Genomic DNA, 26804 nt, shown 5'->3' on the forward strand with positions numbered 1-26804 from the left:
CGAGCGCGCTCGGCGGCTTGCCCGGCGCGTGGGCTGCTGGGGCCGCTGGAGCGCCGTCAGGGTGTCGCCGGCGCGCGAGGGCCAGTATCCGGACGTCAGGGAGCGAGACATGCCGACATTGCTGCTCGCCGGGGACGTGATGACGGGCCGCGGGGTCGATCAGATCCTTCCGAGCCCCGGCGATCCCCGGCTCGAGGAGCCGAGCGTCGACGACGCGCGTACCTACGTCGAGCTGGCGGAGGCGGCCAACGGCCCGATCCCGCGCCCGGTCGCGTTCCCGTACGTCTGGGGAGAGGCGCTCGCCGAGCCCGAGTGGTCCGGGGCCGACGTCCGGATCGTGAACCTCGAGACGAGCATCACCCGCAGCGAGGAGCGGTGGCCGGCCAAGGGCATTCACTATCGGATGAGCCCGGAGAACGTCGCCTGCCTCACGGCCGCCCGCATCGAAGTCTGCGTCCTGGCGAACAACCACGTGCTCGATCACGGCCGACCCGGCCTCCTCGAGACCCTCGACAGCCTGGGGAGAGCGGGCATTCAGGTCACGGGCGCGGGCGTCGACCTCGCGCACGCCCGCCGCCCTGCGGTCGTGGAGCTCGCCGGGGGCGGCAGGGTCGTCGTGCTCGCGTTCGGAACGAAGGAGTGCGGCATCCCTCCGAGCTGGGCCGCCACGCCTGCCCGGAGTGGCGTCGATCTCGTGCGTCGCCTCGACGACGAGACCGCGGCGGAGATCGGCGAGCGTGTGCGGCGCGTGAAGCGCCCAGGCGACGTCGTAGTCGCCTCCATCCACTGGGGCACGAACTGGGGATGGGAGGTCCCGCCGGACCACGTGCGCTTCGCTCACCGCCTCGTGGACGCGGGGGTCGACGTCGTCCACGGCCACTCCTCTCACCACGTCCGGCCGATCGAGGTGTACCGCGGACGGCTCGTCCTCTACGGCTGCGGTGACTTCATCGACGACTACGAGGGGATCGAGGGCTACGAGACGTACCGGGACGATCTCGTCCTCGCCTACCTCGCGAAGGTCGATCCGGCTCGTGGCGAGCTGGAGCGGCTTCGGATGCGTCCGTTCCGGATCCGGAACATGAGGCTCGTCCGGGCCACCCCCGGCGAGGCGGGGTGGCTCGTGGAAACGCTGAACCGGATCAGCGGCGGAGAATCGCGCTTCGACGTCTCCGGCGACGGCGCATTGACGCTACGCCTGCCCGCCAGGCGCAGTCCGTAAGGGCCGCGGGCCCGGGGTCGGTGACCGGTCGCGTCCGAGCTGCGAGCCTCGGTAGGACGAGGGCGGCCCAGCGCCTCGCTACGCTTCGGGCCGCAGCTCGCCCGCTCGCTCGGCGATCCAGCGCATGAGGTCCGTGGCGGTGACGATCCCGGACAGCTTGCCGTCCTCGGAGACGACGAGCACGCGGTGGACGCCGCGCTCCGCCATGATCGCCGCCGCCCGCGCGACCGGCGCGTCCTCGGGCAGCGTGAACGCGGCGCGCGTCATGGCGTCGCCGACCGACTCGTAGGGCGACGGCTCCACGTGCACGCCCGGCCCGAGCTCGACGCGGAAGTGTCCGCGGTCGACGTGCCGCCCGCGCGCGATCCCTTCGCCGGTGTCGCCCCTGGCGAGGCGTTCGTCGAGCAGGTCCGTCTTGGACGCCACGCCGACGGGACGCCCATCTTCGTCCACCACCGGCGCGCCGCCGATGCCCCGGTCGAGGAGGAGCTCCGTGAGCGCCTCCAGGCTCACCTCCGGCCGCACGGCGAACACCTGGGTCCTCATCAAGGCGGACATCGGCGTGCGGTCCGCAACGTCCCCGGCGCCCTCCCGCCGAGCCTGGCCCGCGTGATTGCAGGACGCGTAGTCGATGCGCGCCGCCGGGTCGCGCACGACGCCGCCGCCGCTGTCCTCGCACGCGAGGCACTGCTCGAGAGTCACCGTCCAGGTGCGCGCCGGACACAGTACACGGCGAACGTCGGCGGTCTGCCCGTCTCCCGAGAGGACGTGAAGCTTCCGGATCTCGAGGAGCATTTGCGTTCCCCCCTTTCAACCGGCCTCAGCGTAGGCCTCCCGGCCACCGTGGGTGCCGGGTCCTCCGGAGTCGCCGGATCGGGGTGGGCGACAGCGCAGGCCGCCGCGCCCCCTCTCGCCGAACGAGCAGCCAGCTCGGCGCAGCGCGGGCGGCGCTCCCCCTCGCATTGCGCGCTGCCTCCTCGGCGGATCTCCGGAAACCCGGATGCACGCACGCCTGCGATGGGTCGATGCTGTCTACGCGGATTCGGCTGTCCCGCGAGGTGGGTGCAATGGACGCGGTCGAACTGACGAACGCGAGGACGCGGCTCCAGCGACGCCGCCGCGAGATCCTGGAGGCCAGCCTTCGCTCGGTCGGCGCGATCGACCAGCTGCGCCGGGCGGAGCGCACCGCGGAGGCCGCGGAGGCATCGCAGAGCGAGCAGCTGCAGTACGACCTCACGCAGCTCGGCGAGGTGGAGCAACGTGAGCTCGCCCTGATCGACGCGGCCCTCGCGCGCCTCGACGCGGGTGAGTACGGGATCTGCCGGGACTGCGGCGAGGCGATCGGGCCAGGCCGTCTCGCGGCGCTGCCGTTCGTCCTCGACTGCGCCGACTGCGCGAGCCGGCGCGAGGAGGCCGCGCGCGGCGAGCGGGAGCTGAAGAGACCGCGCCGGATCATGACGCCCGAGTGACCCGAGCCGACGGAGGGTGGAGGATCGGGCGGCGGAGGTCAGCCATGATGTTCCGGGACAGAACGCAGGCGGGCCACCTCCTCGCCGGGAAGCTCGAGCCGTTCCGTGCGGAGCGGCCGATCATCCTGGGGCTCACGCGAGGAGGCGTCCCGGTCGCCGTCGAGGTGGCACGCGTCCTCGACGCCGAGCTCGACGTCCTCGTCGTCCACAAAGTCCTCGCGCCGGGCACCGACCACTCCATCGGCGCCATCGCCGAGGGCGGGGCCGTGTTCCTGAGCCGCGAGGCGCTGCGCGGCATCGGGGCCCGCGTCGATGAAGCCTGGGTCGAGGAGCTCGCCGCTCGCGAGGGGGCCGAGATCGCTCGGCGGATGCGGGCCTTCCGGGGCGACCGGCCGATGCGCGAGCTCGCGGGGAGGACCGCGATCCTCGTGGACGACGGCGTCGCGACGGGCGCTACGGCGCGGGCTGGAGCCCTCGCGGCGAGGCAGTACGGGGCCGCCCGCGTCGTGCTCGCGGCGCCCGTGATGGCCGCGGCGGCGGAGCCTGAGCTTCGATCGGAGTTCGACGCGATCGTCGCGGTGGACCTGGCGGAGCCGTTCTTCGCGGTGGGGCAGTGGTACGAGCGCTTCGAGCAGGTCTCCGACGAGGACGTGATCGCCGACCTGCACCGCGCCGGCGGTCCGGACGGCGCGGTCGAGCTCGAGCGTGAGGTTCCGGAGCCCGAGCCGAAGCAGTAGACCCGGCCCTCCCGCGCGCCCAGGCACGAGCGAACCACCGCGAGCTCGCCGGGCGCGTCCAGGCGCGGCGTCCGGCCGGGCGGGTGCCCGCCCCCTCCCGCTGCGCACCGGTCTGACGAGGACCAGACTTTCCTCGAAAGGACTCGCCATGCGCACGCACCTCACCGTCGCCCTCGGCCTCGCCCTCGCCGCTTCAGCGTGCCGGACGGCGCAGGGCTCGCGAGCGAGCGGCGGAAGCGCCGGCCGCACGGTGGAGGGCCGCGTCGAGGAGGTCGACCGCGACGACGGGACCGTCACGCTGCGCGTCGGCGACGCCCGTCGCGAGGTCCTCGTCGCGCCGGAGGCCGAGATCAAGGTCGGCGACTTCAAGGCGACGTTCGAGGACCTCGAGGAAGGGCAGCGCGTGCGCGCGGCGCTCGACGAGTCGAGGGCGCAGACGGAGGGCTACCGCATCGAGATCCTCGACAAGGGAGTGACCGCGCCCACGAAGGTCGAGGAGCCCAAGGACGGCGGCGACGGCGCACCCTCCGCCGACCGTGAACCCGACGCACGGTGAGACGCGCCGACCGGACGCCGGGGTCGGCGCCCGGTCCCCATCACCCGGGACGTGACGGTCGCCCTCCACTCGTGGAGAATGGCGCCGCCCCATCGCCCCGAGGATCGCCCTGCCCTGCCCGCGCGCCGTCGCCCTCATCGCCGCCGTCACCCTCTCCGGCTGCACCGCCGAGATGGAGCTCGGGCGCGCGCGGACCCTCGACGCCGGCGAGTGGGACCTGGGCGCCGCGATCGGGTTCTCGGGCTACGGGCACGAGCGCACGGTCCCGCAGGAGCACCCCACGGGCGACATGGTCCTACCCCTCGTCCCGGTCGCGCCCGTCGAGCTCTGGGCGGCGCGCGGGATCGCGCCTCGCCTCGAGGTCGACGGGCGGTTGTCGGTCCTGTCGGCGCAGCTCGGCGTCAAGGCCCAGGCCGTCCGGACGCAGCACCTCGACCTGTCGCTCGCCGCGACGGGCATCGCCGCGCTGACGGGACGACCGGAGCTCGAGCCCACCACGCGGGCGCGGCTCGCGCTCATCGCTGGCGTGCCGCTCTTCGCCGGGTTCGAGCTCGACCTCGCCCCGCAGTGCAGCTGGAACGTCCATCCGGTGCACGCGCAGCCGGAGCTGTGGGGCGCGACGGGGCAGCTCCACTACGGGCCGCTCCCCGGCGGGATGCGCCGCATCGGGCTCGCGGTGTCGGTGCTCCGCTACGAACGCTCCACGGCGGCTCGCCCGGGCGACGTCACCGACGGCAGATTCGTCGGCGTCGCCCTCGTCTTCTCGGCGAGGGGGCCGCCCGTGCCCGTGGCGTCCGGCGCCGCCCTCGACGCGCCCTGACCGGCGAGGCGGCTCGGAGCGATCGCTCGAGCCTACTCGAGCTTGAACCCGACCCGCAGCGTCACCTGGAACTCCGTGATCTTGCCGCCCTTGATGGCGCCGCGCTGCTCGGCCACCTCGAACCAGGCCATGTGCCGGATCGACTTCGAGGCCTCCTCGATCGCGGCGCGCGTCGCCTCGTCGAAGCCCGTGGGGGACGTGCCGACGATCTCGATCTTCTTGTAGACCCCGGACATGCGCGGCTCCTCGTCGGGCGGCGCGTCGCCGCCACGGGTGAGTGATGCCGGAACCATGGCCTCCGCCGCCGCGTCGAGCCCGGCCCACTGGGGGGAGACCACACCGGTGGTCACTGCGCCGCGGTGCCGGACGGGGCGAGCCTCCCCTCGCGCCAGCGCCGCAGGACCTCCTCGACGTCGAGCGGCGCGAGGGTGGTGGGCGGCCAGCCGACGAAGGTCGCGTTGAGGCGGCGGATCCTCGCGTTCAGCGCCTCGAGCCGCTCGCGGACGACGTGCTCGTCCCGCTCGCGCGCGACGGCGGCGAGGACGGCCTCGGCCTCGTGGCGGATGGCGATCGAGTCCGGGAGGCTCGACAGCTTCTCGCGCCGGAGCTTCTCCTTGATCCACCACGCCTCGGGGAGCGCCCCGCCGTAGAGCGGCAAGGGCTTGCCCGCCCCGGAGAGCCGCTCGAAGGCGCCCTCCTCCTGCGCCTCGCGGATGAGCCGCTCGGCGTAGGACTCGAAGGTCTCTCCGGGCTTGCGGGGGCGCTCCGGCACCCCTCAACGATTACGAGGGCGCGCCCGCTCCGCAACCGATCGCCCGCCGGCAGGCGCGCGGAGCGTCAGACGCCCAGGTACGTGTAGCCCTTCATCACCGCCTCGTAGAAGTCGGCGAGCGAGACGCCCTCCTTCGGGCGGATCGCTCCCTCCTTCACCTTGCCGTCGAGCGCGCTCTTCACGCGGCGGGAGAGCTCGGCGGGCTCGTACTGGAGGCGAGAGAGCACCTTCTCGATGGTGTCACCCGGGATGACCTCCTCGATGTAGAAGTCCTCGGGGTCCTCGTCGTCCACGAACACGTGGATCTCGTTCACCCGGCCGAACAGGTTGTGCATGTCGCCCATGATGTCCTGGTAGGCGCCGGTCATGAACATGCCGAGGTAGTACGGATCGCCGGGCTTGAGCGCGTGGAGCGAGAGCGTCTCGTCGACGCCGTCGTTCTCGATGAAGCGGTCGATCTTGCCGTCCGAGTCGCACGTGATGTCGACGATGGTGCAGTCCTTCGTCGGCACCTCGCCCATCCGGTGCAACGGGACGATCGGGAAGAGCTGGTCGAACGCCCAGTGGTCGGGCGCGCTCTGGAAGAGCGAGAAGTTCGCCATGTACTGGTCGGCGATCTTGTCGGCGAGGTCGCGCGTCTCGCGCGGGAGCCGCTTCTTGCCGCGGTTCAGGTCCGCGATCCCGCGCACGAGCTTCCAGAAGAGGCTCTCCACGACCGCCCGCTCCTCGAGGCCGAGGATGCCGAGCTTGAACATCTGGAGCGCCTCCTCCTTCTTCGCCGCCGCGTCGTGGTACGCCTCCGCGCGGTTCCGGGGCGTCATCGAGGAGACGATCTCGCGCATCTCCCGCACGAGCTTCGGCTCGTCCGGCCGCGGCGCCGAGGCGGCGGCGATCTCCTCCGCCGACCCGATCTCGATGTGACCGAAGACGTTCATGATGATGCAGGAGTGGTGGGCGGTGATGGCGCGCCCCGACTCCGACACGATGTGCGGCTCGGGGACGCCCTCGTTCACGCAGACGCGCTGGACGTTGTAGACGACGTCGCCGACGTACTCGTCGAGCGTGTAGTTGACCGTCGAGGCGATGGTGCCGGGCTGGGCGTTCCCGTTCGTCTGGACGCCGACGTAGTCGACGCCCATCCCGCCGCCGACGTCGAAGTACTCGATGGGCAGCCCCATCTTGCGGAGCTTCGCGTAGACGCGGGCGCCCTCGTTGACGGCGTCCTTCACCACCCGGATCTCGGTGAGCTGCGAGCCGACGTGGAAGTGGAGCAGCTTCGCGCAGTGCTCCTTCCCCGCCTCCTTGAGGATCCGCACCGCGTGGATGAGCTCGGGGACGGTGAGCCCGAACTTGGCGAAGTCCCCGGACGAGCCCTCCCACTTGCCGGTGCCGCGGGTGGTGAGCTTCGAGCGGAGCCCGATCATCGGCTCGACGCCCATCTCCTCCCCGAGCTTCAGGAGCTGGGGCAGCTCGGAGAGCTTCTCGATGACGACGATGACCTTGCGGCCGAGCTTGCGGCCGAGCAGCGCGAGCCGGAGGAACTGCTCGTCCTTGTACCCGTTGCAGATGGTGAGCGCCTCGGGGTTGGTGTTCATCCCGAGCACCACGAGCAGCTCGCCCTTCGAGCCCGCCTCGAGGCCGTAGTTGTACGGCGCGCCGGCGTCGAGGATCTCCTCGACCACCTCGCGCATCTGGTTCACCTTGATCGGGTAGACGCCGAAGTAGCGGGCGCCGTAGCCCATCTCGGCCGTCGCCTTCGCGAACGCCTCGTTGATCTGCTTCACGCGCGCGCGGAGCACGTCCTGGAAGCGGACCACGCACGGAAAGCCGATCTTCCGCTCGCGGATGTCCTCGACCACGTCCATGAGGTCGATGACCGGGCCTGGCTGGCCCATCGGATGGACGACCACGTGGCCCTTCTCGTTCACGGAGAAGAAGCCGGCCCCCCACCCGCCGACGTTGTAGTACTGCATCGCGCGGTCGATGGACCAATCCGCAGGCGCCATCGCCGTCGTCGCGTCGCTCCGATGCTCCGGGATGTTCATCGCCCGCTGATCTACGACAGCGCGCCCGAGAAATCGAGCGTGTGTGCCATCGATCTCGAGCGGCGCGTGCGTTATAGCGGGCGCCGTGCCCGCCGCCCGTTCCCACCCCCTCCCTCCGCAGCCTCCGCGCAGCGCCGGCGAGGCGCTCCGGGAGCGGCTGCAGGGAATGCGCGTCGTGTTCCGGCAGGTGCCGGGCACGATGCGGCTCGTGTGGGAGGCCGACCGCCGTGGCGCGATCGCGGTGGGCGCGCTCACCGTCGTGCTCGCGCTCCTGCCCGCAGGCATCGCCTGGGCCGGGAAGCTCATCGTCGACGGCGTCGTCGCGGCCGCCCGGAGCGGCCTCGCCGCGGACCGGGAGCGGGTGCTGTGGCTCGTCGCCATCGAGCTCGGGCTCATGTCCGTGCAGATGGCGGCCGGGCGCCTCCTCGCCCTGCGCCGCGAGCTGTTGCGCGGCGCGCTCGGCAACCGCATCAACGAGCGGATCCTCGAGAAGGCGCTGGAGCTCGAGCTCAGGCACTTCGAGGACGCCGACGTCTACGACCGGATGCAGAACGCCCGGCGCGAGGCCTCCTCCCGGCCGCTCTCGCTCGTGATGCAGGCGTTCTCCATCGGGCAGAACACGGTGACCCTCGTGGCGCTCTCGGGGCTGCTCCTGCGCCTCTCGCCGGCGAGCGTCCTCGTCATCGTCGCCGCCTCGGTGCCCGCCTTCCTCGCCGAGGCGCGGCTCTCGGGCGAGTCCTTCCGGCTCTGGACCTGGCGCGCGCCGGAGGGGCGCCGGCTCAACTACCTCGAGTGGATCCTCACCCGCGACAGCCACGTGAAGGAGGTGAAGCTCTACGGCCTCGGGCCGCTCGTGCTCAGCCGCTACCGCGCGCTGTTCCGGAAGTTCTTCGACGAGGACCGCCGGCTCGCGGTGCGCCGGCTCAGGGCAGGGATGACCTTCGGCCTCGTCTCGCTCCTCGCGTTCTACGCGATGTACGCCCTCATGGCCGGGCGCGCGGCGCGCGGCGACATCTCCCTCGGCGACCTCACGCTCTACATCGCCGTGTTCCGCCAGGGCCAGGGGGCCGTGCAGGCGATCCTCTCCGGCGTGGGCGGCATGTACGAGGACGCGCTCTTCATGTCGAACCTGTTCGGCTACCTGCACATACCCACGGGCGGCGAGGCGCCGCGCGCCCTCCCGCCCAGGAGCCCTCCGCGCGGGCGCCCCGCGGAGATCGAGCTCCGCGGCGTCTCCTTCCGCTACCCCGGGAAGTCCGCCTGGGCGCTCCGCGACCTCTCGCTCACGCTCGCGCCGGGGGAGAAGCTGGGGCTCGTCGGCGAGAACGGGGCGGGCAAGAGCACGCTCGTCAAGCTGCTCCTGCGGCTCTACGATCCGACCGAGGGCGAGATCCGGTACGGCGGGGTGGACCTGCGCGACATGGACCCGGCCGACCTGCGCCAGCGGATCGGCGCCGTGTTCCAGGACTTCGTGCGCTACCAGTTCACCGCCGCGGAGAACATCGGCCTCGGCAACCCCGCATTCGTCGAGGACCGCGCCCGCGTCTCCGAGGCGGCGCGGCGAGGCGGCGCCGCAGCGCTGGTGGAGGGGTTGCCCAAGGGCTACGACACCATCCTCGGCGGCTGGTTCGAGTCCGGCCACGAGATCTCCTCCGGGCAGTGGCAGAAGCTCGCGGTGGCGCGCGCCTTCATGCGCGAGGACGCCGAGGTCCTCGTGCTCGACGAGCCGACCGCCGCCATCGACGCCGAGGCCGAGCACGAGCTCTTCCAGCGCTTCAAGGAGCTCTCGGCCGACCGCACCGCCATCGTCATCTCTCACCGCTTCTCCACGGTCCGCATCGCGGACCGGATCGCGGTCCTCCACGGCGGCCGGCTCGAGGAGCTCGGCACGCACCGCGACCTCGTGGCGCGCGGCGGCCGCTACGCCCAGCTCTTCCGCCTCCAGGCGCAGGGCTACCTCGACTGACCTTCACCGCGCGCTTGCGCGAACGGAGCCCCGATGCGAGGCCTCGAGCAGATCCCCTGGCTGTACGACCTGGGCCTCGCCCTGCTCGAGCACGGCCAGCTCGGCCGCTGGCGTGCGTGGCTCGCCGGCGGCGCGCGCGGCCGCACGCTCGATCTCGGCACGGGCACGGGGCGGAACCTGCCTCTCCTGCCCCGCGGCGCCGCCGTCGCTGTCGATCCGCATCGCGCGAACCTCGCCCGCGCCCGCCGGCGCGCGCCGCAGGCGCCGCTCGTCCTCGCCCGGGCCGAGGCGCTGCCCTTCCGCGACGGCGCGTTCGACACCGTCCTCTCCGGCCTCGTGCTCTGCAGCGTCCGCGACGTCCCGGCGGCGCTCGGTGAGGTCCAGCGGGTGCTCGCGCCGGGAGGCACGCTGCGGGCGATCGAGCACGTCCGCGGGGACCGCGCCGTCGGAGCGCTCCAGGATCGCCTGCAGCCCGCCTGGACGGCGATCACCGGAGGCTGTCACCCGAACCGGGAGACGGAGCGCGCCCTCCGCGAGGCGGGGCTCGAGATCGACGCAGCGTCAAGAGAGGCGCGGGGCGTCATGCGCCGGCTCGAGGCCCGGCCGCGCGAGGGCTCGCTCCGTACGGCTCCGGCGGGGCGTCACGATCCGTGACTCGAGGCCGGCGGGGCCCGCCGGGGTGCGACTCGAAGGCGTTGCGGGCGCGGCGGACGCCGCTTCATAGAACGTCCGTCGACAGTCACCCTCGGAGAAGGGAGCACGCCGTGAAGCCGAACGCGATCCTCCGCCTCGTCGTCGCCTGCGCTGCCGTCCTGCTCGCCTCCGCGCAAACCGCGCGGGCGCAGCTCGACGAGGGGGCGGGTACCCGGTACGCGAAGGATTCCTACCCGACGCAGGAGCTCGTCCGTCAGCCGCTCACCCTGTCCCGCGGGCTCATCGAGCTCGGCGTCCCGGTGCGCTTCGAGATCTCCAAGACGAACGACGGCAGGGTGCCGGACTGGAGCATCCCGGCCAGCCTCGACTTCGGCGTGGCGGACGACCTTCAGGTCGGCGTCGTGCACTCCACCGGCCTGTGCTTCGGCGGCAACGGCAGCGACTGCGGCAAGGTCTACGACGACGTCGGCGGCCGCGTCCGCCTCGGGATCCTGCGCAGCGGCCCTGCCGGCCAGCTCGCGCTCGAGGCCCGCGCGCACGTGTTCGACTTCACGGACACCGTCTGGACCGGCGCGGTGGGGCTCCTGTACAAGTACACGCTCGGGCCGAACCTCGCCATCCTCGCGGACGCCGACTGGACCACGTTCCTCAACAAGCGGAGCGACGTCGCGTTCACGGACGCCATCGCAGGTGCGCTCGGGCTCCAGGTCCAGATCTTCCCCGGCCTCGCCGCGTTCGGGAACGTCGGCGTGGACGTCCCGTTCAACGAGAACGCCGGGTTCGACCGGAGGGTGGCCGGACCGGTGAGCGCGGGGGTCGAGGTCACCCCGGTGCACAACGTGACGCTGGGCGCCGACGTGAAGTTCTCGAACCTCGTGGGCGAGGACAACGGGACGAGCTCCGGGTACCTGCCGCTCGAGCGGTTCCCCCGCGCCCGCGACATCGTCACCGACAACCGGGGCCGCGGCGACGAGCGCTTCCTCTCCGTCTACGCGCGCCTGTTCCTGTAGCCGGGTCCCTGCCGCCGCCTGCGCACGCCGGGGCGCCGGCGGCGGGGTGACGCGCGGGTGTTCCACTGTCCGACGGCGCCCACGCGGGTTAACGTGCAGGCGACCGTGCCGCGTCGCCTGAGTGCCCTTCTCGTCCTCGCTTCGCTCGCCGCCGCGCCCGACCGGGCGTCCGCCCGGGCCGGAAGGACGCCCAGTCGGGCCCTCGAGCCCGCCGCGCCGCCCCCCGCGACGCTCGAGTCGCCCGCCCTGGTCGTCGAGCCCGCGGCCCCGAACGTCTCGTTCACACCCAGGCTGCTGCCGAAGGAGCCTCCGGAGCCGCCGGGCGCCCCTCCCCCGCAGCCCGAGGAGGGGCCCGAGAGCCCGGGCGAGCGCTCGCAGCGCAGCGACGAGGAAAACTGGCTGGACGCGAGCCACGCCTTCATCGCCGAGCGCATGCTCGCACCGGTGATCGTGTTCGATCGCTTCTTCTCCGACGAGACCGAGCTCGAGGCCGAGCGATCGCGCTCCTTCGTTCGCTGGCGCAACGAGGTCCTGTTCCGGCGCGGCCGCGCGCCGAGCTACTCGATCGGGCTCCGCGCGGACCTGCGCCTGCCCGGCATGAGCCGCGTGCTCGACCGGTTCCGCTTCGTCGTCGAGGGGCAGACGCGGGACGCCCTCTCCGCGCTCGTGCCGACGGACGGCGAGGAGCCCACGGACACCATCGGCAGCGGGGGCGCGGAGCTGCGGGTCCGGGTCTGGGAGGGGCTCCTCGCGCACGGCGACCTCGGCGCGGGGTTCCTGCTGCAGCTGCCGCCGGGCGGCTTCGTCCGCGCGCGGCTCCGCTGGGCGATCCCCGTGGGCCCGCTGTTCCTGACGCGCATCGCGGCGAGCGGCTTCTGGCGGACCGACACGCACCTCGGGACATCGCTCGACGCGCACGTCGAGCGCGGCATCCGGCGCTACGCGCTCCTGCGGCTCTCGGGCTTCGGGCAGCTCACCCAGCGCAGCCGCGGCGTCGAGTGGTCGAGCGAGCTCGCGGCGCTGCGCGCGTTCACGCCCACCGTCGCCGCGGCGATCGGCGTCGGCCTGGAGGGGGCCACGCGGAGTCAGACGAGCGTGGACCGCTACCGTACGTTCACACGCTTCCGAACCGACGTGTACCGCCGCTGGCTCTTCGTCGAGGTCGAGCCCGAGGTGGCCTGGCCGTGGACACCCGAGCGCGGCCGGGAGACCGAGTTCGCCGTCACGCTCAGGCTCGAGGTGCAGTTTCGCGGCTGGGACGCGCCCCCGGCGCGCGCGGTGCGGCGCGCGTCCGAGCCGCTCGAGCCCGCCGATCCGCCGCCCGAGGTGCCCGCCGGTGCGCGCGCGCCGGGCTGACGAGGCGCTTGCGGGCCCGGAGGCCTCGTTCGGGGCCGTGTAGCGCTCGCCCCCCATCCTTGCGACGGCCCCCCGCCATGGCGTTACGATCCGCGCGTGTTGCGCCTCGGCGCGCTCGTCGTCCTCGGATCGCTCGCGCTCCTCGGCGCGTGCGTCGGCGGAGCCCGGCCGTTCCGTTGCCCCGAGCACGGCGGCGCCGAGTGGCGCGAGCTCGCGAGCGACCACTTCGTGCTCCGCACGGATCTCGACGCCGCCAGGGCCGCGACGCTCGTCGGCCGGTTCGAGCGGATGCGCGCGGCGGTCGCCGCGGCGCTCCCTGCCGCGCGGCCCGCACCCGGGCGCGTGGAGGTGATCGCGTTCCGCAGCGCCGCCGAGTACGCCCCCTTCGCCCCGGATGGCGCAGAGGGGTACTACCTGCGCAGCGAGGGCGGGCCGCCGCGCATCGTCCTCTCCGGCGAGATCCGGCCCGACCAGCGCGCCCTCCTCGCGCACGAGATCGCGCACCACTTCCTCGCGGGCGCGTTCGTTCGGCAGCCGCGCTGGTTCGCCGAGGGCGTCGCGGTCTCGATGGAATCGCTCGGCGCGGACGTCCCCGGTGGCGCGCTCGTGCTGGGCGCGCCGCCCGAGGCGCGCGTGGCGCGCGCGAGGCGCTCGCCCGTCCCGGCGCGCGCGCTCCTCGCGTGGGATGGGACGGCGGGGAACCGGGACGTGCTCGACTGGTACGCGGCGAGCTGGCTCCTCGTCCACTACCTCGCCTCCGACCGCGCCGAGGCGTTCGCCGACCTCCAGCGGCGGCTCGCGGCCGGCGAGGCACCCGAGGCCGCCTGGCGCGCCGCGTTCCCCGAGTACGACCCGGCGCGCCCTGGCGCGCCCGAGGCGCTCGACGCGGCGCTCCACGCGCACGCGCGCCGGCACCTCGAGGCCGTGGTCCGCGAGGTCGCCGTGCCCGCCGCGGTGGGCTACTTCGAGCAGCGCATCCCCTCGCCGGAGGTGCACGCGATCCGCCTCGCGCTCTGGCAGCACGGGCCGGAGAAGCGGCTGGACGCCCTGCGGGCCGAGGTCGAGGAGACGCTCGCCGAGGACCGCGCCCACCCCATCGCGCTCCAGTACCACGCGGCGCTGTGGGGGGAGGATCCGGTCCGGCTCGCGCGCGTCGCGGTGGAGGCGCACCCGCTCGATCCGCGCGCCTGGACGTTCCTCGCCCACTCGCTCCCGGGGCCCACGGGCGCCGCAGAGCGGGAGGACGCCCTCCGGCGCGCCTCCGAGCTCGCTCCGGAGAACGCGGCCGCGCTGCACAACCTCGCCTCCGAGCTGCTCGCGCAGGGGAGATCCGGCGAGGCGCTCCCGGTGGCGCGGCAGGCCGTCCGGCTCGCGCCGTGGAGCCCGCCGATCCTGGCCGGCTTCGCCGCCGTGCTCTCCGACCTCGGCCAGTGCGCGGCGGCGATGCCGGTCCAGCGGCGCGCCATCGACGCGCTCCCCGAGCGCGCGCCCGAGCGCGCGCGGCGCGCCTTCGAGGGGACGCTCGGCGCCTACGCGCAGCAGTGCCGCGTCGCCTCCGGCGCGCCCCCGCAAGCCCCGGTGCCCTGAGGGCCGTGGCGACTCACCGGCGCCGCGGCGCCGCCGGAGCTGGAGCTGCGCGGAGCACGTCGAGCGCCCGCCGGAGATCGTCCGGGAGGGGCGCCTCGATCGCCAGCCGGCGCCCGGTGCGCGGGTGATCGAACGCGAGGTGGGCGGCATGGAGCGCCTGGCGCCCGATCGCCTCGGCGGCACGCCGAACCGGGTGCTCCGGCGGGAGCCGCGCCTCGCGCCGCGTGCCCCCGTAGACCGCGTCGGCGAGCAGCGGGTGTCCGGCCTCGGCGAGGTGCACGCGGATCTGGTGCGTCCGGCCGGTGTGGAGGGTCACCTCGGCGAGCGACGCGCCGGACGCGAACGCCTCCCGGACGCGCCACTCGGTGACCGCGCGCCGCGCACCGGCGCCCCGGCCCGTGTAGCGGGTCCGATCGCGCGGGTGCCGTCCGTACGGCGTGTCGAGGCGCCCCTCCGGCGCGAGCGCCCCGTGGCACAGCGCGAGGTACCGCTTCTCGACGGTCCTCTTCTTGAACTGCGCCTGCAGCGCGGCGAGGGCCGCGTCGGTCTTCGCCACGACGAGGCAGCCGGAGGTGTCCTTGTCGAGCCGGTGGACGAGGCCGAGCCGCGCCTCGCCCTGCCCGCTCGTTCCCGGCGCCTCGCCCGCTTCCCCGGGGCCACGGGCGAGGCGGTGCAGCAGCGCGTTCACGACGGTGGAGTGGGGCGTACCGCGGGCGGGGTGGACCACCATCCCGGCGGCCTTGTCGATCACGAGGAGGTCCGGGTCCTCGTACAGCACGGCGAGCGGCAGGTCCTGGGCGACGAGGTGAGAGGGCTCGGGGGGCGGCACCTCGATCTCGAGGGTCTCGCCGCCGCGGAGCCGGGACGCCGCCTTGGCCGGGCGCGCGCCCAGGTGGACGCGGCCGTCCTCGACGAGACGCTGCACGCGGGACCGGGAGAGATCCGGCAGGAGCCGCGAGAGCGCGACGTCGAGGCGCACGCCCGCGAGCTCGGCGGGGACGAGGACGATCCTGCGATCGATGCGCGGTCTCCCGGGCGGCTACCAGATCCTCGACTTCACGTGCCCCTTCGAGCGCAGGATCACGTCGACGATCGCCCGATCGTAGAAGTTCGTGCGCGCGTACAGGTCGGGCGAGACGCGGGAGCGGTAGAGCTCTCGCCCCTCCTCCAGCTCGTCCTTGAGCACGTCGAAGAACCGGTCCTGCTCGATCCCGCGGACGATCTTCTCCTCGTTGTAGAGCGACACGTCCGAGCAGATGGCCCGGGCCAGGCGCGTGGCGGCCTCGGCGGAGTCGATGAGCGGCATGGCCGCAGATCGTACGTGACGCCCCGGTGCCGGTCAACGAACCGGCCCTGGCGCGAATGCTCAGCGCCGCGGGGTCGGGCCGCCCGCTCCGGCGGCCGCCGCCATCCGCTCCAGGTACGACCGCGCGACCTTCTGCCCGTCGAGCCGGAGCTCCCGCGCGATGCCGAGCAGGATGCCGCGCAGGTAGACGGACGCGGGCAGGAGCGAGTAGCGGTCCGCCTCGATGTTCTCGATGTGGTGGCGCGTGACCTTCGTGCGCTCGGAGATGAGCTGGAGCGAGATCCCGCGCGCTTCCCGGATCTGGCGGAGCACCTCTCCCGTCCAGGCCGTAGCGTCCGGGACGCCGACCTCGCGCGCGGGCGGGGGCGGCGCGCCGGGCGCGGGGGTGAGGGCCGGGAGCGGCGCGCGGACGGGCGGTGGCGTGCGCGTAGGCGCCGCGACCTCGCGATCGAGCCGGATGGGAGCCGCGGCCGGGCGCGGCGCTTCCGTCGGGGCCCAGGCGGCTGGCCGCGCCGGCTCGGTCGCCCCGCCGCGGGATGGCCCTGCGGACGGGACCTCGCCCTCGTCGCCTTCCTCGTCCTCGCCGCGTGCGACCGGCGCGAGCGCCAGCGCGGGGATGACGGGAGGGATCGCGGGCGGCCATGGGCTCGGGATCGGCTCCACGGGCGCGCCGATGCGGGCGTCGTAGCGGGCGCGCGCGGCGGGGTCGAGGAGCGTCCCCCGCGCCTCCTCGAGGCGCGCGGAGAGGAGCTCCGCGTCCTCCGGAGACATGAGCGAGTAGGTGACGATCGAGCCGGGCGCGTACACCTCCCGCGCGCGGGCGTACGCGGTCTCGATCTCGCCGGCCGTGGAGTCGGCCGGGACCTCGAGGATCTCGTAGAGCGTCTGCTGCGCGAGCGGCTTCACTTCGTGCTCCCCGGGCGCGTGCCGTCGAGCGCGATGAGGCCGTCCGCGATCCCCGCGAACGCCCGCGCCGCCGGAACGTCGGGCCGCTCGACGAGGAGCGGCCGGCGCGCGCGCACCGCGCGCCACATCTCGTCGTCGTAGTGGATGAACCCGAGGTAATCCATCTCGAGCCCGAAGTACTTGCGCCACGCGCCGACCACCGCCTTGCCGACGTCGGCGTCCTGCGCGGTGCGCGCCTGGTTCACGACGAGCCGCGGCCGGAACGCCGCGAGCTGCCGCGCCAGGTTCCTCCCCGCCTCGGGATCGCGCTGCGCCAGGGTCGCGACGAGCTCCACAGGGCTCTTGAACGTGCCGCTGCCCATCACCGAGCGGAGCAGCCCGTCGTACCCGAACACCTGCGCGACGTTCCGCATCCGCCGCCAGAACGCCGCCTTCACGAAGCGGTACGCGTTCTCGACCGCGGTCGGCTCGGGGACGAGCACGAGCACGCCGTGGTCCGACACGAGGAAGAAGTCGAGCACGTTCGTGTGCGTCCCCGCGCCGAGGTCGAGGATCGCGTAGTCCACGTCGAGCTGCTGCACGTGGCGCAGCAGCCGCATCTTCTGGGCGTGGCGCGGGTTCGCGACGTCGAGGTCGTCGAGCGCCCCGGACACGAGGCCGAGGTTCTCGATTCCGCTCGGCGTGATGACGTCCTCGATGCGCTCCACCTTGCGGTCGATGAAGTCGGAGAGCGTGCGCTTCGGCACGTCGAGCCCGAGCGTCGTGTGCAGGTTCGCGCCGCCGAGGTCGGCGTCGACGAGCACGACCTTCTTGCCGCGCCGCGCGAGCGCGATGCCGAGGTTCGCGGAGATGAGGCTCTTGCCGATGCCGCCCTTCCCGCCGCCCACCGAGATGATCCGGCGCGCGCGGACGGGGGCCGGCGCTGCGTGGCGGCGCGGCTCCGGGACGGTCTTCACCAGCTTGAGCGTCGGGGCGTCGCCCATCGGGGGCACATCCTAGCCGAAGCCGCCCCGCTACTCCAAAAGCTCGGCGTTCCAGTACGCGGCGTCCGCGAGCGACAGGAACGGGCGCCACTCGCGGTAGAGCGCCCGCCGCGCGGCGGAGCGGAACACCGGCGTCCAGCGCGGCCGTGTGGGTGAATGGAGCAGGCGCATGCGGGCCTCCTCCGGCGTGCGGCCGCCCTTGCGCAGGTTGCACGCGACGCACGAGCAGACGACGTTCTCCCACGTCGTCGAGCCGCCCCGGGAGCGCGGCACGACGTGGTCGAGGTTCAGCTCCGCGCGCCGGAAGCGGCGCCCGCAGTACTGGCAGGTGTTGTCGTCGCGCGCGTAGATGTTGAAGCGCGAGAAGCGGACGCGGGTCTTCGGCAGGTGGTCGTAGGCGAGGAGCACGATCACGCGCGGGACGCGGATGCGCCGGCTCACGGTGCCGATGGAGTCGTGCTGCGCGGCGGCGAGCGCGCTCCAGCTCGGGAAGTCGAAGAGCTGGAACTCCTCGTCGATCGCCTTCGCCACGCCCTGATAGAGGAGCGTGAAGGCGCGCCGCACCGAGGTCACGTGGACCGGCTGATACACCCGGTTGAGGACGAGCACGCCGGTGTCGAGCATCCCGCATAACGTAGCGCCCGGCCTCCACCTCCGCACGTCCGCCGGCGCCTGGTAGCTCGGCTGCTGTCGCGGCGGCGCGGCGCACCCGGAACGCTCCCGCCCTACCTGCCCGCGAGCCGGAAGAGCCCGCCGGCGGGCGCGCCGCCGCCGTAGAGCAGCCGGTACGCCGCGTACGAGCGCAGCACGCGCTTCACGTAGCCGCGCGTCTCCTCGAAGGGGATCTCCTCCACGAACTCGTCGAGCTCGAGATCCCCGCGCGCCTCGAGCCAGCGGCTCACGGCGCCGCCGCCCGCGTTGTACGCGGCCACCGCGAGCGCGACCCGGCCGTCGAAGCGGCGCAGGAGCTGGCCGAGGTAGCGGGCGCCGATCCGGATGTTCAGCGGGCCGTTCATGAGGTCGGTGCGGGACGGCCGCCGGATCTTGAGCTGGCGTGCGACCTCGCGCGCCGTGGGGAGCATGAGCTGCGTGAGCCCGATCGCGCCCACCGGCGAGACGGCGCGGGGATCGAGCGCGCTCTCCTCGCGCATCAGCGCCTGGAGGAGATCGACCGGGACGCCGGCGGAGGGCGCCCAGCGCTGCACGTCGCCCCGGAACGCCGGCGGGTAGGCGATCCGCCAGACGCGGAGGTTCTCGGCGGCGGGTGCCCGGCGGAGCGCGATGCGCGCGCGGGTGCGGAGGAGCTGGTGCGCGTTCCGGTGGTCGCCGGCGCGATCGAGCAGATCCGCCACGATGAGCGCGGCGTCGGGCGCGTCCGGATCCGAGAGGCGCGCCGGATCGACGGCCGTGAGCTCGGCGGCGCCGTCGCGCGAGAGCCCCATGCGCAGGAGGAGCACGCCCGCGCGGAAGTGCGGATCGGCGGCGAGCGGTCCGGCGTGCCATGCGGGCGGCGCGAGCTGGGCGGCCATCGCGGCGGCGGGGACGCGCGCCGCGGCCGGCAGCGCGCGGGCGGCGCCCTCCTCGTTCCCCGTGCCGCCCGCGAGCCTCGCCCGGGCGAGCAGGCCGTAGTAGTCGGCAGGGAAGCGCGTCGCGAGGTCGGTCCAGATCGCCTCGGCCGCGCGGGCGCCGGCGTCGCCGCGCCCGGCGAGGATCCGCGCCCGCCAGTACGCCGCGCGCGCGTGCTCGTAGGGATCGAGGTCGCGCTCGCCCTCCTCGATGGCGAGGAGCTGCGCGATCGCACCGTCGAGGTCCCCCGCGCGGCGCGAGAGCCAGGCGAGGCGGAAGCGCGCCTCGTCCCAGTAGTCGCCGCCCGCGTGGTCCCGGACGATCCCGGCGAGCGCCTCGCGCGCCTCGCCGTCGCGACCGGCGCGCAGGAGCAGATCCGCCGCGGAGAACAGGGCGTCGTCGGCGAGCGGGTTGCGCGGGTAGTCGCGCGCGAGCCGCCGGTAGAGCGCGATCGCGCCGTCCTTGTCGCCCGTGTTCGAGGTCGCCCCGGCGAGCAGGAACAGCGCCTTGACGCGCACGGACGGATCGTCACAGCCCTCGACCACCGGCCGCAGCGCCTCCACCGCGTCGGCGTAGCTGCGCGCCTTGCGGTGGGCGCGCCCGAGCGCGGCGCGCGCGCGGCAGGCGAGCTCCTCGCCCGGAGCGGCGGCGGAGAGATCCGGCACCGCCTTGCGCAGGAGGTCGACCGCGCCGTCCGCGAGGCCCGCCTCGAGGAGCGCCTCCGCGCGGCGCACCTGCTCCTCGACGCCCGGCTCGCCGCCGTGAGGCGCGGGCAGCGCACGGAGCGCGGCGAGGCACTCCGCGGCCTCCGGCGCGATGGGGTGCTCCGCCCAGCACGCCGCGAACGCCCGCCTCGCGGCGGCAGGATCAGCGCCCTCGCCCTCGCCGTGGACGCGGCCGGCGAGGAGCAGCGCGCTCGCCCCGGCGTCGGTCGCGCCGGGGTCCTTCGGCGCGGGGAGGGAGACGAGCGGCGCGAGCGCCTCGAGCGCCTGGGCGCGATCGCCGAAGCGCCGGGCGAGCCGCGCGCGGGCGAGCCGCGCCTCCCCCGCGACGAGCGAGCCGTCCGGCACCGCCGCGAGCGCGGCCACTGCCTCGCGCCCGCGCCCCGCGGCCTCCAGCGCGCGGCCGCGCAGGAGCGAGATCCGGTCGGCCGCGTCGGGCAGGCGCGCCTCGAGCCCCTCGAGCGGCGCGAGCGCCTCCGCCGCGCGCCCGGCCTCGGCGAGCGCCATCGCGCGGAGGAGGCGCGCCTCGGGCGTCGCGACGTGCGCGAGCTTCGCGGCCGCCTCGGCGTGGCGGCCGGCGTCGAACGCGGCCTTCGCCTGAGCGGCGGGGCCGCCCTGGAACGCGGGGGTGAGATCGAGGACGGCGTCGGACGGGGTGACCGACGCGAGGACGACGGCGGCGAGCGCTGCGGTGATCATCGGGGGCAGGTGCAGAGTGCGGATCACCGAGGGGTCGCGTCAAGGGCCCGCCCGGCCGCGTCGTCCCGACGCAGCACCCATCGCGCGGGATCGTCGGGACGGGCGGGCGATTCCGGGGCGGGCAACCGGCGCGGAAACCGTCTAGGATCGCCCCCGCGTGGACATCCGGACCCAGGCGGCGCTCCTCGCCGCGATCGTGACGCTCGCCCTCTCGGTGGCCGCGCTCCTGCGCGAGAACCGCTCGCGGGTGTTCACGCTCTTCGCGCTCTTCGCCGCGGATCTCTGCCTCTTCTCGCTCGCGAGCTTCTTCCTGCGCTGGTCGGAGGCGTTCGCGGTCGCCTGGTGGGAGCGGCTCGCGGTGGCCTCGGGCGGCCTCATCCCGGCCGCGGCGCTCGCCTTCTTCCTCGAGTTCCTGGGCGTCGCGCGCCGGCCCGCGCGCCGGGCCCGGAACGCCATGCTCGCGGGGTCCCTCTCCGGGATCGTGGTCGCCCTCACCCCGCTCGTGCACGTCAAGGCAGCGAAGCTGCTCGTCGCGGCCTACGTCGTCGGCGGCCTCGCCGCGGTGCTCTCCGTGCTGTGGGGCAAGATGCACGCCTCGCAGACGCGGGTCGAGCGCGCGCGCCTCCAGTACCTGTTCCTCGGCGCGCTCGTCGCGGTGCTCCTGTCGACGCTCGACATGTTCCCGGGCTTCGGCCTCCCCTATCCGCCCGAGGGGCTCGGCTCGATCACCCTCACCATCTTCATGTTCTTCCTGTCGCAGACGCTGCAGCGCCACCGGCTGCTCGATCTGCACGAGTTCCTCGGGAAGATCGTCGTCGTGACCGCGCTCGGGCTCGTCCTCGTCGCGATCTACGGCGGGCTCGTGTCGTGGGTGGGCGACCGCCCCGAGCTCTTCTACTTCAACACCATCGTCGCCTCGTTCGTGATCCTCTCCCTGTTCGAGCCCATGCGGGAGCGCGTCGAGGAGTGGGTGGTCGCGACGCTGTTCCACGAGCGCTACGAGCTCGTGCGGCGCCTCGAGGCCCTCCGCCAGCGCACGGGCAAGGTCATCGAGCCTGCCGGCCTCGCCGAGGTGGTGCTCGACGGGCTCGTCGAGACGCGCCGGGCGACCCACGCGTCGCTCTGGCTCGTGGCGGACGATCGCCCCGGCTACCGGCTCCTCGACTTCCGCGGCCCGCCGCCGGTCCCCTTCCTCGAGCCAGCGACCGCGCGCGCCCTCCTCGGCGCGGCCTCCTCCACCCAGAAGGCCATCCTGCTCGAGAACATCGACCGCCGGGTGGCGGAGCTCAGGGCGATGTTGCCGCCGGGGCCGACGGAGCACGAGAGCCGAAGCGGGCGTGGGGCGCCCGCGGCGGTCGCGGAGGAGCTGAAGCGGCTCAGCGACGCGCGCGGGGTGATGAGCTCCATGCGGGCGGGGATCTGCATGCCGCTCCTCGCCGGCGACCGCGTGGTCGGGTTCCTCGCCTGCTGGGACGAGCGTGTCCCCGAGGCGTTCGCGTCCGACGAGATCGCCGCGCTCATCGAGGTCGCCGACCGCTGCGCCCTCGTCATCGAGAACTCCAAGCTGTACCAGCAGATGAAGGAGCGCGACCGCCTCGCCGCGCTCGGCGAGATGTCCGCCGGCCTCGCCCACGAGATCCGCAACCCGCTCGCCGCCATCAAGGGCGCGGTCCAGTTCCTCGACCCCTCGAAGCTCCCCGGCGACGACCGCGAGTTCCTCGAGATCGTGATCGAGGAGGTGGACCGCCTGAACGGCGTCGTCACCCAGTTCCTCGACTACTCGCGCCCGCTCAAGCCCGCGCTCGCGCCGACCGACGTGAACGACGTCCTCGCGCGGACGTTCAGGCTGCTCCAGGCCGAGGTCCCGCCCACGATCTCCGTCGAGCTCGCGCTCGCGGAGTGGCTCCCCTCCGTCAACGCCGACGCCGAGCAGCTCAAGCAGGTGTTCCTGAACCTCGCGCTGAACGCGTTCCAGGCGATGCCGACCGGCGGCAAGCTCGTCGTGTCGACGCGCCTCGCGCGCGACGAGCTCGCCTTCTGGCGGGAGGGGATGCGCAAGGCCGACGTCGTCGAGGTGCGGTTCCGCGACAGCGGTCCCGGCATCCCCGAGGAGGCGCGCGAGCGCATCTTCGTGCCCTTCTACACGACGAAGGAGAAGGGAACCGGGCTCGGGCTCGCCATCTGCCAGCGGCTCGTGAAGGCGCACCAGGGCACGATCCAGGTCCGGTCGGCGCCCGGCGAGGGCGCGGAGTTCCTCATCTCGCTGCCGGGGCTCCGGGAGGAGCGGCCGGCCGGGGTGCCGCAGCCGCCCGTCGACGAGGAGGAGAAGCGCCGGAGCCGCGAGCACCGCCGCGCCAAGGCCGCGGCGCGGCTGCGGCGGCGGCGGAAGCGTCGCAAGAAGCAGCAGGCCTGAGCGAGGCTCCGTGGCGCCGCGCGTGCGGAGATGGCCCGACCTGTGGTAACGCACCCCCGTGGCCCACGTCCTCATCGTCGACGACGAGGTGAACATCCGCCGGGTCCTCGCGGCCATGCTGAAGCGCGAGGGCTACGAGGTGACGACCGCCGCGGACGGCGAGCAGGCCCTCGGCGTCCTGCACAAGACGCCGGTCCACGTGGTCGTCACCGACCTCGTCATGCCGAAGGTCGGGGGGATGGACCTCCTCCGGCGCGTCGGCGCCGACTTCCCGGACGTGCCGGTGATCATGATCACCGCGCACGGCTCCGTGGACAGCGCGGTCTGCGCGCTCAAGGCGGGCGCCTTCGACTACATCACGAAGCCGTTCGAGCAGGACGAGCTGAAGAAGGTCATCGCCAAGGCCGCGCGGGCGCACGACCTCGAGCGCCAGAACGTGCACTCGAGCTTCGGCGACGGCGATCGCCCCCCGCTCGTCGGGCAGTCCGCGGCGATGCGCGCCATCTACGACATGGTCGCGCGCGTGGCGGACTCGCCGTCGACCGTCCTCGTCACGGGCGAGAGCGGCACGGGCAAGGAGCTCATCGCGAAGGCGCTCCACCGCGGCTCCTCCCGCCGCGACAAGCCCCTCATCAAGGTGAACTGCGCGGCGATCCCGAAGGACCTCGTCGAGAGCGAGCTGTTCGGCTACGAGCGGGGGGCGTTCACCGGCGCGGTCGGGTCGAAGCCCGGCCGGTTCGAGCTCGCCGACGGCGGCACCCTGTTCCTCGACGAGATCGGCGAGATCCCGGTCGAGATGCAGGTGAAGCTCCTGCGCGCCATCCAGGAGCAGGAGTTCGAGCGGGTCGGCGGCATCAAGACCCTGCGCGTGGACGTGCGGCTCATCGCCGCGACGAACCGCGACCTGAAGCAGATGATCGCCGAGGGCCGGTTCCGCGAGGACCTCTTCTACCGGCTCGCGGTCGTCCCCATCGCCCTGCCCCCGCTGCGCGAGCGCAAGGAGGACATCCCGCTGCTCGTGCGCCACTTCATCGAGAAGTACGACCAGCGGCTCGGGAAGAAGGTCGAGGGCATCGAGGAGGAGGCGCTGCAGCTCCTCCTCGGCTACGGCTGGCCGGGGAACATCCGCGAGCTCGAGAACCTGATGGAGCGCTCCGTGCTGTTCGCCGACGGGCCGCTCATCGAGGCGAGCGCCCTCCCCGACTCCCTCCGCGACCGCGGCGCCCAGGCGCCCGTGCCGATCGCGGCGATGGGCCCGCTCGGCGCGATCGCCGCGCCGAGCGGCGCGTCGATGAAGGAGATCGTGCGCCACGCGCAGGCGGAGCTCGAGCGCGAGCTCATCACGCGCGCGCTCGAGGAGACCGGCGGCAACGTCACGCGCGCCGCGAAGCGCCTGCAGATCAGCCGGAAGTCGCTGCAGGTCAAGATGAAGGAGCTGGGGCTGCGCGAGCCGCCGGAGGCCGACGAGTAACATCCCGCGTCGACCGCGCGAGGCGCAGGAGTCCGTCGCCGAGGCGGGGAACCGCAGCGACACGCGCCGAGGCGCTCCTTCGATGGGAGCCGCTCACGGCGGCACCTGGCAGTGCGCCGCAGGCGCACGGAGCGAGGACCCCCGCCGCAGGCAGGCATCGTGCGCCGGAGGCACACACCAGGCGGGGGCTCGGCAACTTGACCGTCCAGGGGGCCGCTGCTAGCGTCGGCGCGGTTTTGCCGCGTTTTCGCGGCCTTCGCCCGCCTCACGGAGGAGACATGCGGCGGCTTCGCCTGCGCGCCCTCACGATCTGCATCCTCGTCGCGCTCGCCGCCCCGGCCGGGGCCGCCGAGATCGCCCGCGTGGCCACGAGCGAGACCGGGAACCTGTTCGACCTCCACGTGTCGCTGCGCTGGGATCGCACCCAGCTGCGCGGGAAGATCACCCGCGAGCAGGGCGACCCGGCGCTGAACCCGCCCTTCGGCGCGAACGTCGACGTCGACGAGCTGCGCTACACGCGCATCACGAACGCCCTCGTGCCGCGCTTCGCGGTCGGCCTGTACCGCGACCTCGAGCTCCACGTCGAGCTGCCCTACGTGCTCGCGGACGATCACTCCTGGCGCTATGCGCTCGTGGATGGGTTCTCCGTGGAGAGGAACTCGACGATCGCGAACAACACGATCGACGCCATGAACCAGCCGTGCGCGGTTGCGCCCTGCCCGCTCTTCCCGGTCGCGCCGGAGACGACGGTCTACCACGGCGGCCGCGCCGGCGACGTGAAGGCCGGCGTCGCGTGGGGCATCTTCAGCGACGCGCGCGACGACACGAAGCCCTTCTGGCTCGTCGGGGCGGACCTCACCTTCCCCACCGCGACCGCCTACGATCCGGCCGCGGGCCGGAGCGCGAGCTGGGCGTCGCCGCACGTCTCGTCGGGCAACCCCGGCCCGTTCGGCGAGAAGGTCTGGAAGTACGACGTCTACACGGTGCTCTCCCGACGCCTCGGCCCCATCGATCCCTACTTCAAGGCGCACGTGACCGGGATGCAGCGGTCGAGCGGCACGTACTCCAACTGCGAGCACGCCGCGGAGCTCGCGAGCCGCGCGCCCGCCCAGGCGACGCTCGCCGGCGCGGACAACTGCTCAAGCTGGGGGGACGACGCGCGCGCCCGGCTCCCGTGGATCGGCGGCCTCACCTTCGGCACCGAGCTCGTGCCGTACGAGAACCCGTCGGAGGACCAAAAGGTCTCGGTCGACGTCCGGGCGTTCGCGGACTACACCTCGTCGCAGCGCTTCTACAACCCGCTCACCGACATGAGCGGGAAGCTTCACGCCACCGAGGCGTACCTCACGATGGGCGGGCTCTTCGGCCTGTACCTCCGCGCGTCCCGCTTCGTGACGCTCCAGGCGAGCGCCTCGCTCGCGACGCAGACCGCGCACTTCCTCTCCGGCGATTCGCTCGGGCGTGGCGGCGTCGCTGACGCGGGCCGGGACATCACCGGCGCCACCGCGAACCCGGACCTGAACCCGAACTTCGACTGGCGCTACGACGCGCCGGGCCGGCGGTTCCGGTTCAGCGAGACGAGCGTGTTCGCGCTGTCCGTCGCGGGCGTGCTGCAGTTTTGAGGAGCGCCGCCGCGAGGCGGCGGACGGCCTCCCGGAGCTCCCGCTCGTCCAGGCGGCCGAAGCCGAGCCGCAGGTGCGGGCGGGGCCGGCCGTCGAAGGCGAAGAGCCGGCCCGACTGAATCGCCACCCCCGCCGCGAGGGCGCGGTCGGCCCACGCGTCGGCGTCGACGCCGGGCGCGACGCGGCACCAGTAGGCCATCCCTCCGGGCGGCTGCTCGAAGGAGAGCGCACCCGCGAGCTCGACCCGCAGGGCCTCCGCGAGCGCCTGGCGGCGCGCCGCGTAGATCCGCCGGGTGCGCCACACGTGGCGCTGCGCCTCCCCCTCCTCGAGGAGCTCGGCCACCGCCGCCTCCACCGCGAGATCGCCCTGCCGGTCGAGGTAGTGCCGGTGCGCGGTGAGGCGCGCGACGGCGTCCTCCGGGCCGGACAGGAAGCCGAGGCGCAGCCCGGGCGCGAGCACCTTGGAGAGCGAGCCGACGTACACGACCACGCCGGCCGCGTCGGCGCTCGCGAGCGGCTGCACCGGGCGGCCCTCGTAGTGGAACTCGTTGTCGTAGTCGTCCTCGAGGACGAGGAGCCGCGACCGGCGGGCGAGCTCGAGGAGCGCGAGCCTCCGCGCGGGGGAGAGGGTCACGAGCGTCGGGTACTGGTGGTGCGGGGTGAGGTACACCGCCCGGATCCGCTCGCGCCCTGCCTGCGCCGCGAGCGCGTCCACGTCGAGGCCGCGAGCGTCCACCGGCACCGGCACGAGCCTCACGCCGGCGAGGCGCAGCGCCTCCCACGCCGGGCGGTAGCCGAGGTCCTCCACCGCGACGGCGTCGCCCGGGGAGAGGAGCGCGCGCGCGGCCAGCGCGAGCGCCATCTGCGCGCCGCGGGTGACGAGCACGCCCTCAGGCCGCACCGCGAGCCCGCGCGCCTCCCC

24 protein-coding genes are annotated in these 26804 nt (G+C 73.8%); 13 read left to right on the forward strand and 11 right to left on the reverse strand.

Going from position 1 to position 26804, the window contains the following annotated elements; translation table 11 throughout:
- Positions 1-109 precede the first annotated feature (109 nt).
- The gene (locus MNY62_RS14890; RefSeq protein WP_242344966.1) at positions 110-1222 is read left to right on the forward strand and encodes a CapA family protein; all 1113 of its coding nucleotides are present in this window, start codon (positions 110-112) and stop codon (positions 1220-1222) included.
- A 78-nt stretch (positions 1223-1300) separates the two neighbouring features.
- Here the strand turns inward: MNY62_RS14890 and MNY62_RS14895 are convergent, their stop codons facing one another.
- Complete coding sequence (locus MNY62_RS14895; protein WP_242344967.1) at positions 1301-2017, reverse strand: CBS domain-containing protein; 717 nt, start codon at positions 2015-2017, stop codon at positions 1301-1303.
- A 272-nt stretch (positions 2018-2289) separates the two neighbouring features.
- Between MNY62_RS14895 and MNY62_RS14900 the strand changes: the two genes are divergently transcribed.
- From MNY62_RS14900 to MNY62_RS14915, 4 genes are all read left to right on the forward strand, one after another.
- A complete protein-coding gene (locus MNY62_RS14900) occupies positions 2290-2691 on the forward strand; it encodes a TraR/DksA family transcriptional regulator (protein WP_242344968.1) in 402 nt (133 codons plus the stop codon).
- Positions 2692-2735: 44 nt separating this feature from the next.
- On the forward strand, positions 2736-3428 hold the full coding sequence (locus MNY62_RS14905) for a phosphoribosyltransferase (protein WP_242344969.1): 693 nt from the start codon (positions 2736-2738) through the stop codon (positions 3426-3428).
- A 148-nt stretch (positions 3429-3576) separates the two neighbouring features.
- The gene (locus tag MNY62_RS14910; RefSeq protein ID WP_242344970.1) at positions 3577-3984 is read left to right on the forward strand and encodes a hypothetical protein; all 408 of its coding nucleotides are present in this window, start codon (positions 3577-3579) and stop codon (positions 3982-3984) included.
- Between the two features lie 172 nt (positions 3985-4156).
- A complete protein-coding gene (locus MNY62_RS14915; protein WP_242344971.1) occupies positions 4157-4804 on the forward strand; it encodes a hypothetical protein in 648 nt (215 codons plus the stop codon).
- 32 nt (positions 4805-4836) lie between these two features.
- On the opposite strand, the gene MNY62_RS14920 is transcribed toward MNY62_RS14915, so the two are convergent.
- From MNY62_RS14920 to speA, 3 genes are all read right to left on the reverse strand, one after another.
- Complete coding sequence (locus MNY62_RS14920; protein ID WP_242344972.1) at positions 4837-5097, reverse strand: dodecin; 261 nt, start codon at positions 5095-5097, stop codon at positions 4837-4839.
- A gap of 53 nt (positions 5098-5150) precedes the next feature.
- Positions 5151-5576, reverse strand: a complete 426-nt coding sequence (locus MNY62_RS14925) for a DnaJ family domain-containing protein (RefSeq protein WP_242344973.1) — start codon at positions 5574-5576, stop codon at positions 5151-5153.
- Between the two features lie 65 nt (positions 5577-5641).
- On the reverse strand, positions 5642-7621 hold the full coding sequence (gene speA, locus MNY62_RS14930; protein ID WP_242344974.1) for a biosynthetic arginine decarboxylase: 1980 nt from the start codon (positions 7619-7621) through the stop codon (positions 5642-5644).
- A 166-nt stretch (positions 7622-7787) separates the two neighbouring features.
- Between speA and MNY62_RS14935 the strand changes: the two genes are divergently transcribed.
- The 5 genes from MNY62_RS14935 (at position 7788) to MNY62_RS14955 (ending at position 14194) form a co-directional block, all read left to right on the forward strand.
- Positions 7788-9587, forward strand: coding sequence for an ABC transporter ATP-binding protein (locus MNY62_RS14935; protein ID WP_242344990.1), 1800 nt, complete (start codon positions 7788-7790; stop codon positions 9585-9587).
- Positions 9588-9620: 33 nt separating this feature from the next.
- Positions 9621-10241 carry a class I SAM-dependent methyltransferase gene (locus MNY62_RS14940; RefSeq protein WP_242344975.1) on the forward strand — a complete coding sequence of 207 codons (621 nt, stop codon included), beginning with the start codon at positions 9621-9623 and terminating at the stop codon, positions 10239-10241.
- A 110-nt stretch (positions 10242-10351) separates the two neighbouring features.
- Positions 10352-11251, forward strand: a complete 900-nt coding sequence (locus MNY62_RS14945; protein ID WP_242344976.1) for a hypothetical protein — start codon at positions 10352-10354, stop codon at positions 11249-11251.
- Positions 11252-11356: 105 nt separating this feature from the next.
- On the forward strand, positions 11357-12607 hold the full coding sequence (locus MNY62_RS14950) for a hypothetical protein (RefSeq protein WP_242344977.1): 1251 nt from the start codon (positions 11357-11359) through the stop codon (positions 12605-12607).
- Positions 12608-12703: 96 nt separating this feature from the next.
- Positions 12704-14194 carry a tetratricopeptide repeat protein gene (locus MNY62_RS14955; RefSeq protein WP_242344978.1) on the forward strand — a complete coding sequence of 497 codons (1491 nt, stop codon included), beginning with the start codon at positions 12704-12706 and terminating at the stop codon, positions 14192-14194.
- A 13-nt stretch (positions 14195-14207) separates the two neighbouring features.
- On the opposite strand, the gene MNY62_RS14960 is transcribed toward MNY62_RS14955, so the two are convergent.
- From MNY62_RS14960 to MNY62_RS14985, 6 genes are all read right to left on the reverse strand, one after another.
- Positions 14208-15173, reverse strand: coding sequence for an RluA family pseudouridine synthase (locus MNY62_RS14960; RefSeq protein WP_242344979.1), 966 nt, complete (start codon positions 15171-15173; stop codon positions 14208-14210).
- A gap of 60 nt (positions 15174-15233) precedes the next feature.
- Complete coding sequence (locus MNY62_RS14965) at positions 15234-15500, reverse strand: hypothetical protein (RefSeq protein WP_242344980.1); 267 nt, start codon at positions 15498-15500, stop codon at positions 15234-15236.
- Positions 15501-15560: 60 nt separating this feature from the next.
- Complete coding sequence (locus MNY62_RS14970) at positions 15561-16406, reverse strand: helix-turn-helix domain-containing protein (RefSeq protein WP_242344981.1); 846 nt, start codon at positions 16404-16406, stop codon at positions 15561-15563.
- Entirely contained in the window at positions 16403-17389 is a 987-nt protein-coding gene (locus tag MNY62_RS14975; RefSeq protein WP_242344982.1) for a P-loop NTPase, read from the reverse strand. The genes MNY62_RS14970 and MNY62_RS14975 overlap by 4 nt, the downstream gene beginning before the upstream one ends.
- Before the next feature lie 30 nt (positions 17390-17419).
- Positions 17420-18013, reverse strand: coding sequence for an HNH endonuclease (locus tag MNY62_RS14980; protein ID WP_242344983.1), 594 nt, complete (start codon positions 18011-18013; stop codon positions 17420-17422).
- Between the two features lie 101 nt (positions 18014-18114).
- On the reverse strand, positions 18115-20403 hold the full coding sequence (locus tag MNY62_RS14985) for a transglycosylase SLT domain-containing protein (protein ID WP_242344984.1): 2289 nt from the start codon (positions 20401-20403) through the stop codon (positions 18115-18117).
- A 130-nt stretch (positions 20404-20533) separates the two neighbouring features.
- On the opposite strand from MNY62_RS14985, the gene MNY62_RS14990 reads away from it, so the two are divergent.
- The 3 genes from MNY62_RS14990 to MNY62_RS15000 all read left to right on the forward strand — a co-directional run bounded on the left by MNY62_RS14990 (position 20534) and on the right by MNY62_RS15000 (position 25882).
- A complete protein-coding gene (locus tag MNY62_RS14990) occupies positions 20534-22789 on the forward strand; it encodes an ATP-binding protein (RefSeq protein ID WP_242344985.1) in 2256 nt (751 codons plus the stop codon).
- A 58-nt stretch (positions 22790-22847) separates the two neighbouring features.
- Positions 22848-24260, forward strand: a complete 1413-nt coding sequence (locus MNY62_RS14995) for a sigma-54-dependent transcriptional regulator (RefSeq protein WP_242344986.1) — start codon at positions 22848-22850, stop codon at positions 24258-24260.
- Between the two features lie 278 nt (positions 24261-24538).
- The gene (locus MNY62_RS15000) at positions 24539-25882 is read left to right on the forward strand and encodes a hypothetical protein (RefSeq protein ID WP_242344987.1); all 1344 of its coding nucleotides are present in this window, start codon (positions 24539-24541) and stop codon (positions 25880-25882) included.
- On the opposite strand, the gene MNY62_RS15005 is transcribed toward MNY62_RS15000, so the two are convergent.
- Positions 25830-26804: aminotransferase-like domain-containing protein (locus MNY62_RS15005; RefSeq protein WP_242344988.1), on the reverse strand; the 975-nt coding region annotated here is incomplete at its 5' end. The genes MNY62_RS15000 and MNY62_RS15005 overlap by 53 nt on opposite strands.

It is taken from the genome of Anaeromyxobacter terrae, from assembly GCF_022690685.1.
In the GTDB taxonomy this organism is placed as follows: domain Bacteria; phylum Myxococcota; class Myxococcia; order Myxococcales; family Anaeromyxobacteraceae; genus Anaeromyxobacter; species Anaeromyxobacter terrae.

Bases quoted from the DNA above. Each gene is read 5' to 3' on its own strand.
- MNY62_RS14890 (WP_242344966.1), top strand. From the start codon at position 110: ATGCCGACATTGCTGCTCGCCGGGGACGTGATGACGGGCCGCGGGGTC.
- MNY62_RS14895 (WP_242344967.1), bottom strand. From the start codon at position 2,017: ATGCTCCTCGAGATCCGGAAGCTTCACGTCCTCTCGGGAGACGGGCAG.
- MNY62_RS14900 (WP_242344968.1), top strand. From the start codon at position 2,290: ATGGACGCGGTCGAACTGACGAACGCGAGGACGCGGCTCCAGCGACGC.
- MNY62_RS14905 (WP_242344969.1), top strand. From the start codon at position 2,736: ATGATGTTCCGGGACAGAACGCAGGCGGGCCACCTCCTCGCCGGGAAG.
- MNY62_RS14910 (WP_242344970.1), top strand. From the start codon at position 3,577: ATGCGCACGCACCTCACCGTCGCCCTCGGCCTCGCCCTCGCCGCTTCA.
- MNY62_RS14915 (WP_242344971.1), top strand. From the start codon at position 4,157: ATGGAGCTCGGGCGCGCGCGGACCCTCGACGCCGGCGAGTGGGACCTG.
- MNY62_RS14920 (WP_242344972.1), bottom strand. From the start codon at position 5,097: ATGGTTCCGGCATCACTCACCCGTGGCGGCGACGCGCCGCCCGACGAG.
- speA (WP_242344974.1), bottom strand. From the start codon at position 7,621: ATGAACATCCCGGAGCATCGGAGCGACGCGACGACGGCGATGGCGCCT.
- MNY62_RS14935 (WP_242344990.1), top strand. From the start codon at position 7,788: ATGCGCGTCGTGTTCCGGCAGGTGCCGGGCACGATGCGGCTCGTGTGG.
- MNY62_RS14940 (WP_242344975.1), top strand. From the start codon at position 9,621: ATGCGAGGCCTCGAGCAGATCCCCTGGCTGTACGACCTGGGCCTCGCC.
- MNY62_RS14965 (WP_242344980.1), bottom strand. From the start codon at position 15,500: ATGCCGCTCATCGACTCCGCCGAGGCCGCCACGCGCCTGGCCCGGGCC.
- MNY62_RS14975 (WP_242344982.1), bottom strand. From the start codon at position 17,389: ATGGGCGACGCCCCGACGCTCAAGCTGGTGAAGACCGTCCCGGAGCCG.
- MNY62_RS14980 (WP_242344983.1), bottom strand. From the start codon at position 18,013: ATGCTCGACACCGGCGTGCTCGTCCTCAACCGGGTGTATCAGCCGGTC.
- MNY62_RS15000 (WP_242344987.1), top strand. From the start codon at position 24,539: ATGCGGCGGCTTCGCCTGCGCGCCCTCACGATCTGCATCCTCGTCGCG.